Below are 16,434 nucleotides of genomic sequence, written 5' to 3' on the forward strand. Positions count from 1 at the left end.
TGTTCCGTTTTTGGTGAATTACCAGCGCGCTTTCAGCAGGTTTGGCTGGATCCCGCCAATGGCACGGGTATTACCAAACACCTGCGGCGCCATGCCGGCTTCAAACTCTTCACGGAAATATTTAATCGCACTTTGCAGCGGCTCAACCGCACCTGGCGCATGCGCACAGAAGGTTTTGCCTGGGCCAAGCTGACGGCAGAGTTGCAGTAAGGTTTCAATATCGCCTGGCTGGCCCTGTTTCTGCTCCAGCGCACGCAGAATTTTCACGCTCCACGGCAGACCGTCACGACACGGAGTACACCAGCCGCACGACTCACGGGCAAAGAACTCTTCCAGGTTACGCACCAGGGAAACCATGTTGATCTCGTGATCAACGGCCATTGCCAGCGCCGTACCCAGACGACTGCCCGCTTTGCCAATGCTGGCAAATTCCATCGGCAGATCCAGGTGCTGGTCGGTCAGGAAGTCAGTCCCTGCGCCGCCGGGCTGCCAGGCCTTGAACTTCAGTCCGTCACGCATGCCGCCTGCATAATCTTCCAGGATCTCACGTGCGGTGATACCGAATGGCAGCTCCCAGACGCCGGGATTTTTAACCCGCCCGGAGAAGCCCATCATTTTGGTACCGGCATCTTCACTTTTAGAGATGTTTTTGTACCACTCCACACCGTTGGCCAGAATCGCCGGCACGTTCGAGAGGGTCTCTACGTTGTTCACGCATGTTGGTTTGCCCCACGCGCCCGCACTCGCCGGGAATGGCGGCTTGGAACGCGGGTTAGCACGACGGCCTTCCAGTGAGTTAATCAGTGCCGTCTCTTCGCCGCAGATATAACGCCCTGCGCCGGTATGGACGATCAACTCAAAGTCGAAGCCGGTACCGAGAATATTTTTACCGAGATAGCCCGCTTCCGTGGCTTCAGCAATCGCACGGCGCAGATGCACCGCCGCTTCAATGTATTCGCCACGTAAGAAGATGTAGCCACGGTAGGCCTTTAGCGCAAAGGCGCTGATCAGCATGCCTTCCACCAGCTGGTGAGGCATCTGCTCCATCAGCAGGCGGTCTTTATAGGTGCCTGGCTCCATTTCATCGGCGTTACACAGCAGGTAACGGATGTTCATCGACTCATCTTTCGGCATCAGGCTCCACTTCAGACCGGTAGAGAAGCCTGCACCGCCGCGCCCTTTCAGGCCGGAGTCTTTGACTGCCGCGACAATTTCATCCTGTGACATGCTTTTCAGCGCTTTTTCCGCACCGGCATAGCCGTTTTTGCTGCGATATTCATCAAGCCAGACAGGTTGCTTGTCGTCACGCATCCGCCAGGTGAGCGGATGGGTTTCAGCAGTACGAATGATCTGTTTGATTGTCATTGATACTGCTCCAGCAAAGAGGGAATGCCTTCCGGCGTCAGATGAACATGCGTGTCTTCATCCACCATCATCGTTGGGCCCTTGTCACAGTTACCCAGGCAGCAGGTTGGCAGCAGCGTAAAGCGGCCATCAGCAGTGGTTTGACCCGGTTTGATATTCAGCTGCTGCTCCAGTGCGGACTGGATGCCCTGATAACCGGTGATGTGACAGACCACGCTGTCACAATAACGGATCACATGACGGCCAACCGGCTGACGGAAGATCTGGCTATAAAACGTCGCCACCCCTTCAACATCACTCGCCGGGATACCCAGTACGTCGGCAATCGCGTTGATTGCGCCGTCCGGCACCCAGCCGCGCTGTTTCTGCACGATCTTCAGCGCTTCAATGGAGGCTGCACGCGCATCTTCGTAGTGGTGTTTTTCGTGCTCAATAGCGTGATGCTCTTCCGCGCTCAGCACGAAGACCTCGTTAGGGTCGATCGTTTTAATGGCAATGTGTTGATCGTGCATAATTAGCGGTCCACGTCTGACATAACAAAATCGATACTACCCAGATATACGATCAGGTCGGATACCAGGCTGCCACGGATTACTGAAGGAATCTGCTGCAGATGCGGGAAGCTCGGCGTACGCACGCGGGTGCGGTAGCTCATGGTGCTGCCATCGCTGGTCAGGTAGTAGCTGTTGATCCCTTTCGTCGCTTCAATCATCTGGAACGATTCATTGGCTGGCATCACCGGTCCCCACGAAACCTGCAGGAAGTGGGTGATCAGCGTTTCGATGTGCTGCAGCGTACGCTCTTTCGGTGGTGGCGTGGTCAGCGGATGATCCGCTTTAAACGGCCCCTCTGGCATATTGTTGAGACACTGCTCAAGGATACGCAGGGACTGCCACATCTCTTCCATCTTCAGCTGAACACGGCTGTAAGCATCGCTGACGCCGTCGCCGACCGGAATTTCGAAATCGAAGTTTTCGTAGCCTGAGTATGGACGCCATTTGCGCACGTCAAAGTCGAGACCCGTGGCACGCAGACCGGCACCGGTCGTGCCCCACGCCAGCGCCTCTTCCATATTGTAAGCAGCAACGCCTTTAGAACGACCAATCAGCACGGTGTTACGCAGTGCCGCTTTGTCATATTCCTTCAGACGCTTCGGCATCCAGTCCAGGAAGTCACGCAGCAGACGTTCCCAGCCTCGCGGCAGGTCGTGTGCTACACCACCGATACGGAACCAGGCCGGGTGCATACGGAAACCGGTAATGGCTTCAACCACGTCATAGATTTTCTGGCGATCGGTAAAGGCAAAGAACACCGGCGTCATCGCGCCGACGTCCTGAATAAAGGTCGAGATATAAAGCAGATGGCTGTTAATGCGGAACAGCTCAGAGAGCATCACGCGGATCACGTTTACGCGATCGGGCACCACGATACCGGCCAGTTTTTCTACCGCCAGCACGTAAGGCATTTCGTTCACGCAGCCGCCGAGGTACTCGATACGGTCAGTGTAAGGAATGTAGCTGTGCCAGGACTGACGCTCACCCATCTTTTCGGCACCACGATGGTGATAACCGATGTCAGGTACGCAGTCGACAATCTCTTCACCGTCCAGCTGCAGGATGATGCGGAACGCACCGTGCGCCGACGGGTGGTTAGGCCCGAGGTTCAGGAACATGAAGTCTTCGTTGGTGGTGCTGCGCTTCATGCCCCAGTCTTCAGGCTTAAAGGTCAGCGCCTCCATCTCTAAATCTTCTTTCTGCTTAGTCAGCGTGAAAGGATCGAATTCGGTGGCGCGCGCCGGGTAATCTTTACGCAGCGGATGGCCTTCCCAGGTCGACGGCATCATGATGCGCGTCAGGTGCGGGTGACCATCAAAGGTAATACCAAACATCTCCCAGGTTTCACGCTCATACCAGTTGGCATTCGGGAAAAGACGGGCGATGGTCGGCAGATGCATGTCGTTTTCAGAGAGTGCCACCTTGAGCATGATGTCGCGGTTGCGTTCAATCGACAGCAGGTGGTAGAAAACGGAAAAATCCGCCGCAGGCAGGCCTGCACGGTGGGTACGTAAACGCTCATCCACGCCATGCAGGTCATACAGCATGACGTAAGGCTTCGGTAATTTACGCAGGAACTCGGTAATTTCCAGTATCTGTTCACGCTTAACCCAGACCACCGGAATGCCGGTGCGGGTTGGCTGTACAGTGAAGGCATCCGGCCCAAAACGGTTACGCAACTCGCCGATCACCGGGTCATCAAGGTGATCACGGGTTTGCCATGAAGGCTGAGCGAGATCTTGCGTGGTCAAATCTGTCATACGTTACTCACCATTCCGGCCTGGTCTCAGGCACTCAAATGAAGGCGTCAGGATGGGGCCATGCATTAAATTGTGATGTTCTGCTGCAGGCGCTCTTTTCCATCCATACGGTTTTAAACTTCGTCCGGGCTGCGCAGGTTTGTTACTGCGATGCGCTCGCCGCGTTTTCTTTCACGCTCTGAAGGCATGTTAGCGCGGTAAACGCCCTGGTCGCCGACAACCCATGAAAGCGGACGGCGCTCTTTGCCGATCGACTCCTGCAACAGCAGCAGTGCCTGCATGTAGGCTTCAGGACGTGGCGGGCAGCCAGGAATATAGACATCTACTGGCAGGAATTTATCGACGCCCTGCACCACCGAATAGATGTCATACATGCCGCCCGAATTTGCGCAGGCACCCATTGAGATCACCCATTTTGGCTCCAGCATCTGATCGTATAAACGCTGAATAACCGGAGCCATTTTGGTAAACGGCGTGCCGGCAATAACCATGAAATCCGCCTGGCGTGGCGAGGCGCGCATAACTTCAGCACCAAAACGTGCCACGTCATGGACCGCGGTAAACGATGTGGTCATCTCAACGTAACAACAGGACAGGCCAAAGTTATAAGGCCAGAGTGAGTTTTTACGTCCCCAGTTCACCATGTCATGCAGGGCATTTTCGAGTTTGCCCATATAAACGCTGCGATGAACGTGCTGCTCCAGCGGATCGCTGACGATTTCCTGCTTTTGCAGAGGATAACGGTCGTTCTCACCACCGTTCGGGTCTATGCGGGTGAGCGTATAGTCCATCTTATTGCCTCTCTTTTACTGCTTATGAGGATTGGTGTGGCTGACCGTAGTAGTTTTCACCACTACGCGACGGCGAGCTGGAGCCCAGTCCAGTGCGCCAATGCGTACCAGATAGACCAGACCCGCAAGGAGCACCAAAATGAAAATTGCGGCTTCCACAAAGCCGACCCAACCGCTTTCGCGGATTGAAGTCGCCCATGCGTATAAAAAGAGGGCTTCGACGTCAAAAATGACGAAAAACATCGCAACCAGATAAAATTTCGCCGACAGGCGGATATGGGTGTCACCAACGGATTCAATGCCCGATTCGAATGGCGTGTCTTTATAGCGGGCGCGCGCTCTGCCGCCAAGCAACCATCCTCCGGTCAGCATAAAAGCACACAAGCCAAAGGCAATAACGATAAATACGATAAACGCCCAGTGCTGAGCGATGATTTCGGTGGTAGTTGACATACTCATTGCTTACTCATCAAAAGTGGCGCTGGCATCCTGCACGCGTTTCCCGCAGCAAACTGACCACATCGATTCAAGGGAAGGGTAAAAACCTTTTAAATGTCACTGTTATTACGGAATAAACAGCAATTTAATGGGGTTTTTTACTCCTTTCTATAACCTTTTGTCAACTTTGACAAAAGTATCCAAACATTATTTCACACCTGCATCATATTATTAACAAATGATGCCCCGCTTTCCAGCTAAATCGCTTCAGTCTGTAGGGTTAATTTTAGTGTAGCGGGTAATCACACGCATGGATCGTGCGTTTAACAAACATATTTTGACAGGTATGACTCTTTTTTCCTTCCCCTTAGCAGGGGTATTTTCTTGATCCAGAACACACTTTTGCCCTTTTTGCGTTAATTTCCTCCACCTGAAGCCTTGATACGGAACAAAAGGTTCGTTTTTATGGATTGCAGATTTCAGTTTGTAATGGAGTGAAATACAGTGAGGGGTTTACATCAGGGAGGTTGTCGTCGGGGCGAGTCTGACAAGGGTCAGATCGTAAAAAAGCCCCTCGTTCTGTTCAAAGAATGAGAGGCTTATTTATAAGCGTTTGTTAAGGCAATGGCGCTGATGTTGAGTACAACACGTTAGCGCTATTACTCTTCGTCATCCAACAGCAACGCACCGTCTGGATTGTTGCTCAGATTGTACGGATCATTAGTAGACTGCATGGCATTAAAGATAGCCAGCGCCAGCTCATTATCACTGTCAGGATTACGGCACAGCAGATACTGCGTATCCGGGAGAACCGGCAGACCTTCAGCCGCACCCATAACACGCAGTTCCGGGCTCATCATCTCGACCGGGCGCGCTGTTACGCCAAGACCCGCTTTCACTGCAGCTCGTACGGCAGCCAGAGTAGAAGCGACGTAAGAGATACGCCATGGGATACCGGCTTCATTGAGATGATCAATGGCCATATCACGGTAAGGACTTGGCTCATCCAGCAGCACCAATGGAATCGCTTCGCCGCGCTGGAAGATATAGTCCGCTGCGCAGTACCACAAGGTGGGTGAAGTACGCAGTACCTGATAGGTAAAGTTGCCCGGGCTGGACGTTGTCACCACCAGGTCAACTTCACCCTGATTGAGCATTTCCATCATGAATGGATTACGTTTAACCCGCACATCAATGGCCAATTTCGGATAAACCGAGGTCACCCGGTTTAACAGGAACGGCAGAATAGTGTCAGAGGTGTCATCAGAGGCACCAATAGTCAGTACGCCCTGAATGTTGCTGTACATCAGAGATGTGCAGGCTTCGTCGTTAAAACGAAGAATTTTTCTGGCATAGCCTAAAAGCTGGATCCCATGCTCTGTTAAAAGCTTATTACGTCCATGTCTGGCAAACAGCTCTTTACCTACCAATTGCTCCAGACGCTGCATCTGCTGACTGACTGCTGACTGGGTTCTGCAGACCGCTGCAGCGGCGGCTGCAAAGGTATTCAAATCCGCAACGGCAACGAAAGTTCTCAGCAGATCGAGGTCGAGATTCAGTATCGGACGATTTGCATTAGTCATGTTTTTTCTTCACTTATAAGATTTTTACGAACTACTACCCTGGTGTTATTACAAGCTTATCAAAGTGATAAGCGGTAATGGTGCTTAATGACAGTCCTGTGTGAAGACTGACATAAAAAAAATTTTATGTGGAACCTGCACCGTTGACTCACCCGAAGGGAGCACGATGCTTTAAGACAGAGACAACTTCTTCTGTACCGATGGCGCTGGGGTGCGCAAATGCAGGAAGCTGTTTAGTTGTCTTATTCCCACCGGAATGAATCGGGCGGGATAAAAACTACACTTAGCGGGCTATCAAGGCGAAGCGGCTAAGTGCACTAAATAATAAATTATACTTAATCATTTTTGACTTCAAAATGGAAATGATTTTGTGAAAAGCGCTGTAAATTTTGTGACAAAGGCATTTCGTGACCCTTATGCCACATTATTGATCACTTTTTAAGCCTTCAACGTTCTGAAAGTTAGTGAGGAAGTGTTAAGTAGTGCTCACTATCCTGTATTTAAGGTGCCGAATGAAACGCCTTTTTTGGTACTTTTCCGGCGATCACAAGGCCTTAAACAGCACACTCTTAACCAGTGTTAAGGCGTAAATAGTTCTCATGTTATAAAACTGGCCATAAAACGAACATTAATAAAATAAATTTTAACTATTCCTCAAAGTGTATATTTCAGCGGTAAAGAAAATATCTCTCCGTATTGAGTCCACAAACCTTTTTAAATTCCAGAGGCAGATGTTGGCTCGCTACGGTTTTGGGTGGATTAAAATTCTAAAAATTTCTTTATACATAGTTTTATTAACCACCCTCAGCGAGAGCTGTTACTTTTTACGCTACGCATTCTGCAAAAAGTTGTTGAACCCGCCAAAACGGGGCGGCACCCTTCTTTTGTGACCGTGAGGAGAGTACATTGTGCTGGTTCGATTTCTGTGGCAGCCACAAGGATTCTGCCCATCAAGGCGGTAACAATGACTTTTCAAATTGATAAATCCGGAAAACTCGATAACGTCTGCTATGACATCCGTGGACCGGTACTGAAAGAGGCTAAGCGCCTTGAAGAAGAAGGTAATAAAGTTCTCAAGCTGAACATTGGCAATCCGGCGCCGTTTGGTTTCGAAGCACCGGATGAGATCCTGGTTGATGTCATTCGTAACCTTCCCAGCGCTCAGGGTTATTGCGACTCCAAGGGCCTCTACTCCGCCCGTAAAGCAATCATGCAGCACTATCAGGCACGCGACATGCGCGATGTCACGGTAGAAGATATTTATATCGGTAACGGGGTATCAGAACTCATCGTGCAGGCGATGCAGGCGTTACTGAATAGCGGCGACGAAATGCTGGTGCCCGCGCCCGACTATCCCTTATGGACAGCCGCGGTTTCTCTCTCCAGCGGTAAAGCGGTGCACTATCTGTGTGATGAGTCTGCCGGCTGGTTCCCTGATCTGGATGATATCCGTAGCAAGATAACGCCTCGTACCCGTGGCATCGTGATCATCAACCCGAATAACCCTACCGGCGCGGTCTACAGTAAAGAACTGCTGTTAGAGGTGGTTGAAATTGCGCGTCAGCATAATCTGATCATTTTCGCCGACGAAATCTACGACAAGATCCTTTACGACGACGCCCAGCATCACTGCATTGCGGCCCTGGCGCCCGATCTGCTGACCGTGACGTTCAATGGCCTCTCCAAAACCTATCGCGTGGCCGGTTTCCGTCAGGGCTGGATGGTACTGAACGGGCCGAAGAAACATGCGAAAGGCTATATTGAAGGGCTGGAAATGCTCGCCTCAATGCGTCTGTGTGCCAACGTCCCGGCGCAGCATGCGATTCAGACGGCACTGGGCGGCTATCAGAGCATCAGCGAATTTATCATGCCTGGTGGTCGTCTCTACGAGCAGCGCCAGCGTGCATGGGAGTTGATCAATGATATTCCTGGCGTCAGCTGTGTGAAGCCGCAGGGCGCGCTCTACATGTTCCCGAAAATAGATGCCAAAAAATTCAATATCTTCGACGATCAGAAGATGGTGCTGGATTTTCTGTTACAGGAAAAAGTGTTGCTGGTTCAGGGCAGTGCGTTCAACTGGCCGTGGCCCGATCATCTTCGCATCGTTACGCTGCCACGCGTCGATGATCTGGAGATGGCGATTAATAAATTTGGGCGTTTCCTGCAAGGCTATCGTCAGTAATCACGCCCGCGTATACTGACGTTATTTGGGGAGAGCCGGTCTCTCCCCTGCCTGCCAACAGGAACGCGCATGACACAAAGCCACTTCTTTGCTCACCTCTCCCGTCTTAAGCTGATTAATCGCTGGCCGCTGATGCGCAATGTGCGCACCGAAAATGTCTCGGAACACAGTCTGCAGGTCGCTATGGTGGCGCACGCCCTGGCGGTGATCAAAAATCTCAGGTTCAGCGGGTCGCTTAATGCCGATCGTATTGCCATGCTGGCGCTTTATCACGATGCCAGTGAAGTGCTTACCGGCGATTTACCGACACCGGTGAAGTATTACAACGCGCAGATCGCCCACGAATATAAGAAAATCGAAAAGATTGCTCAGCAAAAGCTGATTGAGATGCTGCCGGAAGAGTTTCAGGAAATCTATCGCCCGCTGATCGATGAGCATCTGCATAGCGAAGAGGAGCAGGCCGTTGTGAAACAGGCGGATGCGCTCTGTGCCTATGTTAAGTGTCTTGAAGAGTTGTCTGCCGGGAATAATGAATTTTTACTGGCGAAAGCACGGCTGGAAAAGACCCTGGCGCAGCGTCGTTCGTCGGAGATGGATTACTTCGTTGACGTGTTCATTCCGAGCTTCAGCCTGTCACTGGATGAAATCTCGCAGGATACGCCTCTTTAAGCCCGGCGAACTGGCCGCCGGGCGAACCCTTAAGCCTGCTGACTAAAGGTAAAACTGCCATCAGACTCGCGGGAAACTACCAGCGATGCCAGCGATTCGAGCTTAAGCGCCACGTCATCCAGCCGGGGTGTCTCCGCCGCAGGATTAATAGCAATCACCGTGCAGCCCGCATTCAGGCCGGATAAAATTCCGGCGGGAGCATCTTCTGCCACTACGCACGCTGTCGCCGCTAACCCCAGTTTCTCCGCACCCAGCAGGTAAGGATCGGGTTCAGGTTTACCTTTCGCCACCTGCTCAGCCGTAATGAACACGGCAGGCTTTGGTAACCCCGCGGCTTTGTGACGGGCATGAGCGACCGGCACCGAGCCTGAGGTGACAATTGCCCAGGGAATATTCAGTTCGTTCAGCCGGTTCAGCAACGTGACGGCACCGGGCAGCGCCTGCACACCGTCGGTGTCCGCCGCTTCAGCCTGCTCCAGCGCGGTAAACTCCACCTGTATAGCCTCTTCCGACTGACCTGCCATAAAATGACGCAAAGAGGTGATCGCCTGTTTGCCATGGATAAAATCCAGGATCTCATCAGCGGCGATACCATGACGGGCACCCCACTGGCTCCAGGCTCGTTCAACCGCTGGCAGCGAATCCACCAGCGTGCCGTCTAAATCAAATAGAAAACCTCTGTAGGTCACGCGCTCCTCCTCTTCAGGCATTGATCACTTGTGCGATTTCATTTGCACTTAAATGGTACTGGCGCGGACAAGTCTGCCACAAAGCTAACATGCGTTGATACTTTTCCCACATTGGGGTCTGGGCATTGAAACCGTGAGTACCGGAATCGAAGTGGGTATACCGCCCTTCTGTATTCACCATAAAACGGACGTAGCCCAGCAGCCGCGCTTCAGTTGCCGCATCAAAGCCCAAAAAGGCGAGACGGCGCGCTTCAAGCTGACCTTTATCTTTGAGGTTCGACCAGGAAACATGGAGGGCATGATGCATCTCCATAATATCGATCACCGTCCGGCAGATCGCTTCGCTGAGTTCGCCAAACTCTTTGTCCAGCTCACGCATCTGCAGCGCATAGCCGCGTTCGATGATGGTCTGGTAACGGCGGAAGCGTTCAGCATTTTCAGGCTCAAGCATCGCCATGATTTTATACTGGTTAGTGAGAATCAAACGCTGTGCATGGGTCATTTCCATCATTGACTCCCGGTCAGAGACCGCTCAGTTAATCGACAATGGAGAAATGATTGCACAGCGTTAACGACACGGAAACCGCCGTCTCGCCTTTCTTTGATTTGGCCGCAGGTTAGCGGTAATTATTTTACCGCCAGCCTGGGTTTGCCTAGAGATCGTCGAGGAAGGTGCGGTCGAGCTGTTTAAACGCCCGCTTAAGCAGATCGGCCAGTGCCTGATAAGTCGGCTTGCCTTCAACCGGTGCTATCGCCTGCCCGGCTTCTTCCAGTCGGGTACGCACCTCATGAAACCAGTTAAGCAGCGTTGGCGGCAGTGGCGTCACTGAACGCTTGCCCAGCCACCACAGTCCCTGCATCGGCAGGCTGCAGGCAAACAGCGCAGTCGCCACGGCCGGGCCTAACTGACCGCCCATCGCAATCTGCCAGGTCAGCGTAAAAATCGCCAGAGGTGGCATAAAACGAATGGCAAAACGGGTTGCCGATGAAACCCGGTTTTCCGGGAACACGGGGGCCAGGCGCTTATCAGCAGGCCAGGTCTTCATATAGTGTTGGCCGCGCTGAAACATCCGAAACCAATTGGTACTGCCAGATTCATTCGCCATGGCTCACCTCAACTAATACTGCAAAGATTAAAAAATAGTTATAAAGACACAACTTTACGTAACAACCTTCAATTATTTTTGTCTTTAAAGATGACTCCAGCTATTCTGACGCCGTTTTAACACCTCTCCGGAAGCGGAATGCGCCTTTGGGAAGAGGCCTGAGCCAAGTTTCGACAAGGCAATCTTAAAATTTTCGCGTAATATTACCGAAATTTTTTGCGGAATCGCAGATTTCTGTCTACCGCATGATGTTTGTCATTAATCTACCAGCTTTCATGGGCTACGCTGATAGTCTGATTGCGTTTAATTTAGCCACTCTCAAAAAATAGGTACTTCCATGTCGAGTAAGTTAGTTCTGGTTCTGAACTGTGGCAGCTCTTCCCTTAAGTTTGCCATTCTTAACCCTGCCAGCGGTGAAGAGTTCCTGTCAGGCCTGGCGGAATGTTTCCATCTTCCTGAAGCCCGTATCAAATGGAAGCTGGAAGGCGAAAAACAGGAAGCGCCTCTGGGTGCTGGCGCAGCGCACAGCGAAGCGCTGAACTTTATCGTTAAATCCATTCTGGCACAAAAACCTGAGCTTTCGGCACAAATTGCTGCAATCGGCCATCGTATCGTTCATGGCGGCGAAAAACTGACGCAGTCAGTCATCATTACTGAAGAAGTCGTCCAGGGCATCAAAGACGCCTCCTCTTTCGCACCGCTGCACAATCCGGCTCATCTGATCGGTATTGATGAAGCGATGAAAAATTTCCCTCACCTGTCAGACAAGAATGTCGCGGTATTTGACACCGCTTTCCATCAGACAATGCCGGAAGAGTCTTATCTCTATGCGCTGCCGTACAAATTGTACAAAGAGCATGGCGTTCGTCGCTATGGCGCACATGGTACCAGCCACTTCTACGTGACTCACGAAGCGGCCAAAATGCTTAACAAGCCACTGGCGTCACTGAACATCATCACCTGTCACCTCGGCAACGGCGGTTCGGTCTCTGCGATTCGCAACGGCGAGTGCGTGGACACCTCAATGGGTCTGACCCCGCTGGAAGGCCTGGTGATGGGTACGCGCAGTGGCGACATCGACCCGGCGATAGTCTTCTTCCTCCACGATACGCTGGGTATGAGCGTTGATGCCATCAATAAACTGCTGACTAAAGAGTCTGGCCTGTTAGGTCTGACCGAAGTCACCAGCGACTGCCGCTACGTTGAAGATAACTACAGCACCAAAGAAGATGCGAAGCGTGCAATGGATGTCTTCTGTCATCGTCTGGCGAAATATATCGGCAGTTACACCGCGCTGATGGATGGCCGTCTTGACGCCGTCGTGTTTACTGGCGGCATCGGCGAAAACGCCGCGATGGTGCGTGAACTCTCACTGAAAAAACTGGCGCTGCTGGGCTTTGAAGTTGACCACGATCGCAACCTGGCCGCCCGTTTCGGCAAGTCTGGTTACATCAATAAAGAAGGCACTCGCCCGGCGCTGGTGATTCCGACCAACGAAGAACTGGTCATCGCCCAGGACGCCGCGCGGCTGACTGCGTAAAACACTTCTCTCCGTCAGCTCAGGCTGACGGAGTTGTTTTTGACACCCTGCCATTACTGAGAGGTTCAAACGTGTCACGTACAATTATGCTCATTCCGACCGGCACCAGCGTCGGCCTGACCAGCGTCAGCCTCGGCGTTATTCGCGCCATGGAGCGCAAAGGCGTCCGTCTCAGCGTCTTTAAGCCAATTGCTCAGCCGCGTAGCGGCGGCGATACGCCGGATCAAACCACCACGATTATCCGTAAGAACTCCTCAATTCCTGCCGCTGAACCGCTGCAGATGTCACGTGTGGAATCACTGCTGGGATCGAACCAGCAGGATGTGCTGATGGAAGAGATCATCTCCCGTTACCATGCCAACACGCAGGATGCGGAAGTGGTTCTGGTTGAAGGGCTTGTGCCGACCCGTAAGCATCAGTTTGCCAACGCACTGAACTACGAAATCGCCAAAACCCTGAACGCAGAAATCGTCTTCGTGATGGCGCTGGGCAATGACTCGCCGGCACAGTTGAAAGAGCGCATTGAACTGACTCAAAGCAGCTTCGGCGGTCAGAAGAACAAAAATATCACGGGCGTAATTATCAACAAACTCAACGCGCCGGTGGATGATCAGGGGCGTACCCGTCCTGACCTGTCAGAGATCTTTGATGACTCCTCAAAAGCGAGCATCGCCAACATCGATCCAAAGCAGCTGTTCTCAGACAGCCCGCTGCCGGTGCTGGGCTGCGTGCCGTGGAGCTTTGATCTGATTGCTACCCGCGCGATCGATATGTGCCGCCACCTGGATGCGCGTATCATCAATGAAGGTGAAATTCAGACCCGCCGGGTCAAATCCGTCACCTTCTGTGCGCGCAGTATCCCGCACATGCTGGAGCATTTCCGTCCTGGCTCACTGCTGGTGACTTCCGCAGACCGCCCTGATGTGCTGGTCGCCGCCTGTCTGGCCGCGATGAACGGCATTGAAATTGGTGCAATTCTGCTGACCGGTAACTATGAGATTGACGATCGCATCGCCCGTCTCTGCGACCGGGCTTTCCAGACCGGCCTGCCGGTGTTTATGGTGAAAACCAACACCTGGCAGACCTCCCTGAGCCTGCAGAGCTTTAATCTTGAAGTGCCTGCTGACGATACCCAGCGCATTGAGAAAGTGCAGGAATATGTGGCCAGCTACATTAATGCCGAGTGGATTGAGTCACTGACCGCCACCTCTGAGCGCAGCCGTCGCCTGTCACCTCCAGCCTTCCGCTACCAGCTGACTGAGCTCGCGCGTAAAGCGGGTAAACGCGTCGTGCTGCCAGAGGGTGATGAGCCGCGTACGGTTAAAGCGGCCTCTATCTGTGCTGAGCGCGGTATCGCCACCTGCGTCCTGTTAGGCAATCCGGATGAGATTCAGCGTGTCGCTGCGGCTCAGGGTGTCGTACTGGGCAAAGGTGTCGAAATTGTTGACCCGGAACAGGTACGTGAAAACTACGTGCCACGTCTGGTTGAGCTGCGTAAGAGCAAAGGCATGACCGAAGTAGTCGCTCAGGAGCAGCTGGAAGATAACGTGGTTCTCGGCACCATGATGCTGGAGAGCGGTGAAGTGGATGGTCTGGTTTCAGGCGCGGTTCACACCACCGCCAACACCATTCGTCCGCCACTGCAGTTGATCAAAACCGCGCCGAACAGCTCGCTGGTTTCATCCGTGTTCTTTATGCTGCTGCCGGAGCAGGTGCTGGTCTACGGTGACTGCGCCATTAACCCGGATCCCACCGCTGAGCAGCTGGCTGAGATTGCTATCCAGTCAGCGGATTCTGCCAGCGCCTTTGGTATCGATCCGCGTGTGGCGATGATCTCCTACTCTACCGGCACGTCAGGTGCAGGTAGCGATGTTGAGAAAGTGCGTGAAGCAACGCGCATTGCGCAGGAGAAACGTCCTGATCTGGTCATCGATGGTCCGCTGCAGTATGACGCCGCGATCATGGAAGATGTGGCGAAATCGAAAGCGCCAAATTCACAGGTTGCAGGTCGCGCTACCGTGTTTATCTTCCCGGATCTCAACACCGGTAACACCACCTACAAAGCGGTACAGCGTTCAGCCGATCTGATCTCAATCGGACCGATGCTGCAGGGTATGCGTAAGCCGGTCAACGATCTGTCGCGCGGTGCGCTGGTTGACGACATCGTCTATACCATCGCCCTGACGGCTATTCAGTCACAGCAGGCTGAAGGTTAAGCGTCTGGTAACAACGAAAAAGGCATGCCACGAGGCATGCCTTTTTTTTCGCCGGTAACCGGGCAGTCCACGTTAATGCGCGTCGGTCACTGGTATGAATGCGCCCGTTTTCAGGCCCGGTTATCACCGTTGCGGCTCATCCACAGAGAGAGCGCTTTCAGCGAATCGTCGGTAAATTCATCACAGCGTGCGGTGATCTCATCGGGCGTCATCCAGATAATCTCATCGACTTCCGATTCCTGCATGGCGAAAGGGCCATGTGACACACAACTGAACAGACCGCCCCAGACACGGCAATGCTGATCTTCGAAGTAGAATTTGCCATGCTCAGCAAACGGCACGGCGGCAATCCCTAACTCCTCTTCCGCTTCACGTCGCGCAGATTCCAGCATATCTTCACCGCTCTGCACCACGCCACCCGCGGTTGCGTCCAGTTTGCCCGGCATAAAATCTTTTATCTCGGTGCGACGCTGTACCAGAATCTTACCCATACCGTCATGAACCACGATATAGGTGGCGCGGTGACGCAGGCACTGAGCACGCATCTGCGCGCGTGTCGCCTGAGCAACGACTTCATTCTCTTCGTTTACGATATCGACCCACTCAATGCCGTCACCCGCAGTTTGATCCACCATCCGTAACCCTTTCCTGTTTGGCGTACAGTTGCGTACGCAGTTTGCCACGTCGTTATTTTTATGTGGCGTAAGGTAATCACTTACGCCAGCATGAGCAAGCCCCGGCTGTTACCGATTTTTACCACTTTCTGCTAACCACAGCTGTACCGAGGCGCGTTGCCACTGAAACTCAGCATATTGCTGTAAGCGTGCAGGCAGAGGATCGCCATGCAGTACCAGCCGGTTAAGCATCACCGCCAGATCGGTATCTGCAATTGACCACTCGCCAAACAGGTTCTGCTGTCCGTCTGGCAGCAGACGTTCGACAGCCGTAACGAGTTTATCCACCGCCTGCTGCGCTGACGCGGTCAGCGGCGCAAAGCGTTCACCGGCAAACAGCACCTCTGTCGGACGCTCCTGACGAATCCACAGGAAGTCACTGCGCAGCCAGGCCTGAATCTCTCTCGCGCGCGCGCGCTTTTCGCGGTCGCGAGGATAGAGACGTTCAAACTCGGGTGCCGGAAAACGCTCTTCAAGATATTCGGTTATCGCCGAGGATTCGCTTAACAGAAAGTCATCAATCTGCAGGGTCGGAACCCGGCAGGTCAGCGACAACTCACGGTATGCCGCTGCGTATTGCTGATTCTGCGACAAATCGACGCGTTTCAGGTGGAACGGAATCCCTTTTTCGTTAAGGGCAACGTAGGCCGACATGGCGTAAGGACTGAAAAATGATGAATCTGACCACAGGGTGATGGGCGGATAATTCATCGGTTACCTCAATTGGCTGTCAGGATTGCATCATGTTTACCGATTTTTTTTTGCGAAGGCAACGCTGAGCTGATCCGATCTCTTCCTTCAGAAGAAGAAACCGCGACGCGACTCACTATAGAGTGGCTCCACTCTTCTATGCTGAAAGGTGCAAAT

15 protein-coding genes are annotated in these 16,434 nt (G+C 52.8%); 4 read left to right on the plus strand and 11 right to left on the minus strand.

Annotation, left to right across the window (positions count from 1 at the left end):
- Window positions 1-18: 18 nt before the first annotated feature.
- The 6 genes from nuoF to lrhA form a co-directional block, all read right to left on the minus strand.
- Window positions 19-1,359, minus strand: a complete 1,341-nt coding sequence (gene nuoF, locus H7K52_RS01695; protein ID WP_175501446.1) for an NADH-quinone oxidoreductase subunit NuoF — start codon at window positions 1,357-1,359, stop codon at window positions 19-21.
- Window positions 1,360-1,361: 2 nt separating this feature from the next.
- The gene (gene nuoE, locus H7K52_RS01700) at window positions 1,362-1,877 is read right to left on the minus strand and encodes an NADH-quinone oxidoreductase subunit NuoE (RefSeq protein ID WP_003854243.1); all 516 of its coding nucleotides are present in this window, start codon (window positions 1,875-1,877) and stop codon (window positions 1,362-1,364) included.
- Between the two features lie 2 nt (window positions 1,878-1,879).
- Window positions 1,880-3,679, minus strand: a complete 1,800-nt coding sequence (gene nuoC / locus H7K52_RS01705; protein ID WP_182629571.1) for an NADH-quinone oxidoreductase subunit C/D — start codon at window positions 3,677-3,679, stop codon at window positions 1,880-1,882.
- A 113-nt stretch (window positions 3,680-3,792) separates the two neighbouring features.
- Window positions 3,793-4,470 carry a NuoB/complex I 20 kDa subunit family protein gene (locus H7K52_RS01710; RefSeq protein ID WP_003854245.1) on the minus strand — a complete coding sequence of 226 codons (678 nt, stop codon included), beginning with the start codon at window positions 4,468-4,470 and terminating at the stop codon, window positions 3,793-3,795.
- A 15-nt stretch (window positions 4,471-4,485) separates the two neighbouring features.
- Window positions 4,486-4,929, minus strand: a complete 444-nt coding sequence (locus tag H7K52_RS01715) for an NADH-quinone oxidoreductase subunit A (protein ID WP_003854246.1) — start codon at window positions 4,927-4,929, stop codon at window positions 4,486-4,488.
- 638 nt (window positions 4,930-5,567) lie between these two features.
- Window positions 5,568-6,491 (minus strand): transcriptional regulator LrhA, encoded by a 924-nt coding sequence (gene lrhA / locus H7K52_RS01720; RefSeq protein ID WP_003854247.1) that lies wholly within the window; start codon window positions 6,489-6,491, stop codon window positions 5,568-5,570.
- A 964-nt stretch (window positions 6,492-7,455) separates the two neighbouring features.
- On the opposite strand from lrhA, the gene H7K52_RS01725 reads away from it, so the two are divergent.
- Together H7K52_RS01725 and yfbR are read left to right on the plus strand one after the other, a co-directional pair.
- A complete protein-coding gene (locus H7K52_RS01725) occupies window positions 7,456-8,673 on the plus strand; it encodes a pyridoxal phosphate-dependent aminotransferase (RefSeq protein WP_003854248.1) in 1,218 nt (405 codons plus the stop codon).
- Between the two features lie 69 nt (window positions 8,674-8,742).
- Window positions 8,743-9,342 carry a 5'-deoxynucleotidase gene (gene yfbR, locus H7K52_RS01730; protein ID WP_182629572.1) on the plus strand — a complete coding sequence of 200 codons (600 nt, stop codon included), beginning with the start codon at window positions 8,743-8,745 and terminating at the stop codon, window positions 9,340-9,342.
- A gap of 29 nt (window positions 9,343-9,371) precedes the next feature.
- On the opposite strand, the gene H7K52_RS01735 is transcribed toward yfbR, so the two are convergent.
- The 3 genes from H7K52_RS01735 to yfbV form a co-directional block, all read right to left on the minus strand.
- Complete coding sequence (locus tag H7K52_RS01735) at window positions 9,372-10,031, minus strand: sugar phosphatase (RefSeq protein ID WP_182629573.1); 660 nt, start codon at window positions 10,029-10,031, stop codon at window positions 9,372-9,374.
- Window positions 10,032-10,044: 13 nt separating this feature from the next.
- The gene (locus H7K52_RS01740) at window positions 10,045-10,539 is read right to left on the minus strand and encodes a YfbU family protein (protein WP_003854251.1); all 495 of its coding nucleotides are present in this window, start codon (window positions 10,537-10,539) and stop codon (window positions 10,045-10,047) included.
- A gap of 145 nt (window positions 10,540-10,684) precedes the next feature.
- Complete coding sequence (gene yfbV, locus H7K52_RS01745; RefSeq protein WP_008926473.1) at window positions 10,685-11,137, minus strand: terminus macrodomain insulation protein YfbV; 453 nt, start codon at window positions 11,135-11,137, stop codon at window positions 10,685-10,687.
- A gap of 337 nt (window positions 11,138-11,474) precedes the next feature.
- On the opposite strand from yfbV, the gene ackA reads away from it, so the two are divergent.
- The gene (gene ackA / locus H7K52_RS01750) at window positions 11,475-12,677 is read left to right on the plus strand and encodes an acetate kinase (RefSeq protein WP_039659730.1); all 1,203 of its coding nucleotides are present in this window, start codon (window positions 11,475-11,477) and stop codon (window positions 12,675-12,677) included.
- Between the two features lie 86 nt (window positions 12,678-12,763).
- Entirely contained in the window at window positions 12,764-14,893 is a 2,130-nt protein-coding gene (gene pta / locus H7K52_RS01755; protein ID WP_033743374.1) for a phosphate acetyltransferase, read from the plus strand.
- A 110-nt stretch (window positions 14,894-15,003) separates the two neighbouring features.
- On the opposite strand, the gene yfcD is transcribed toward pta, so the two are convergent.
- Window positions 15,004-15,528: an NUDIX hydrolase YfcD gene (yfcD, locus tag H7K52_RS01760; protein ID WP_003854255.1), complete on the minus strand. Its 525-nt coding sequence runs from the start codon at window positions 15,526-15,528 to the stop codon at window positions 15,004-15,006.
- A gap of 108 nt (window positions 15,529-15,636) precedes the next feature.
- Window positions 15,637-16,278, minus strand: a complete 642-nt coding sequence (gene yfcF / locus H7K52_RS01765; RefSeq protein WP_008926475.1) for a glutathione transferase — start codon at window positions 16,276-16,278, stop codon at window positions 15,637-15,639.
- Between the last annotated feature and the right edge of the window lie 156 nt (window positions 16,279-16,434).

Origin of the sequence: Pantoea hericii (assembly GCF_014155795.1) — a bacterium.
GTDB lineage: Bacteria > Pseudomonadota > Gammaproteobacteria > Enterobacterales > Enterobacteriaceae > Pantoea > Pantoea eucalypti.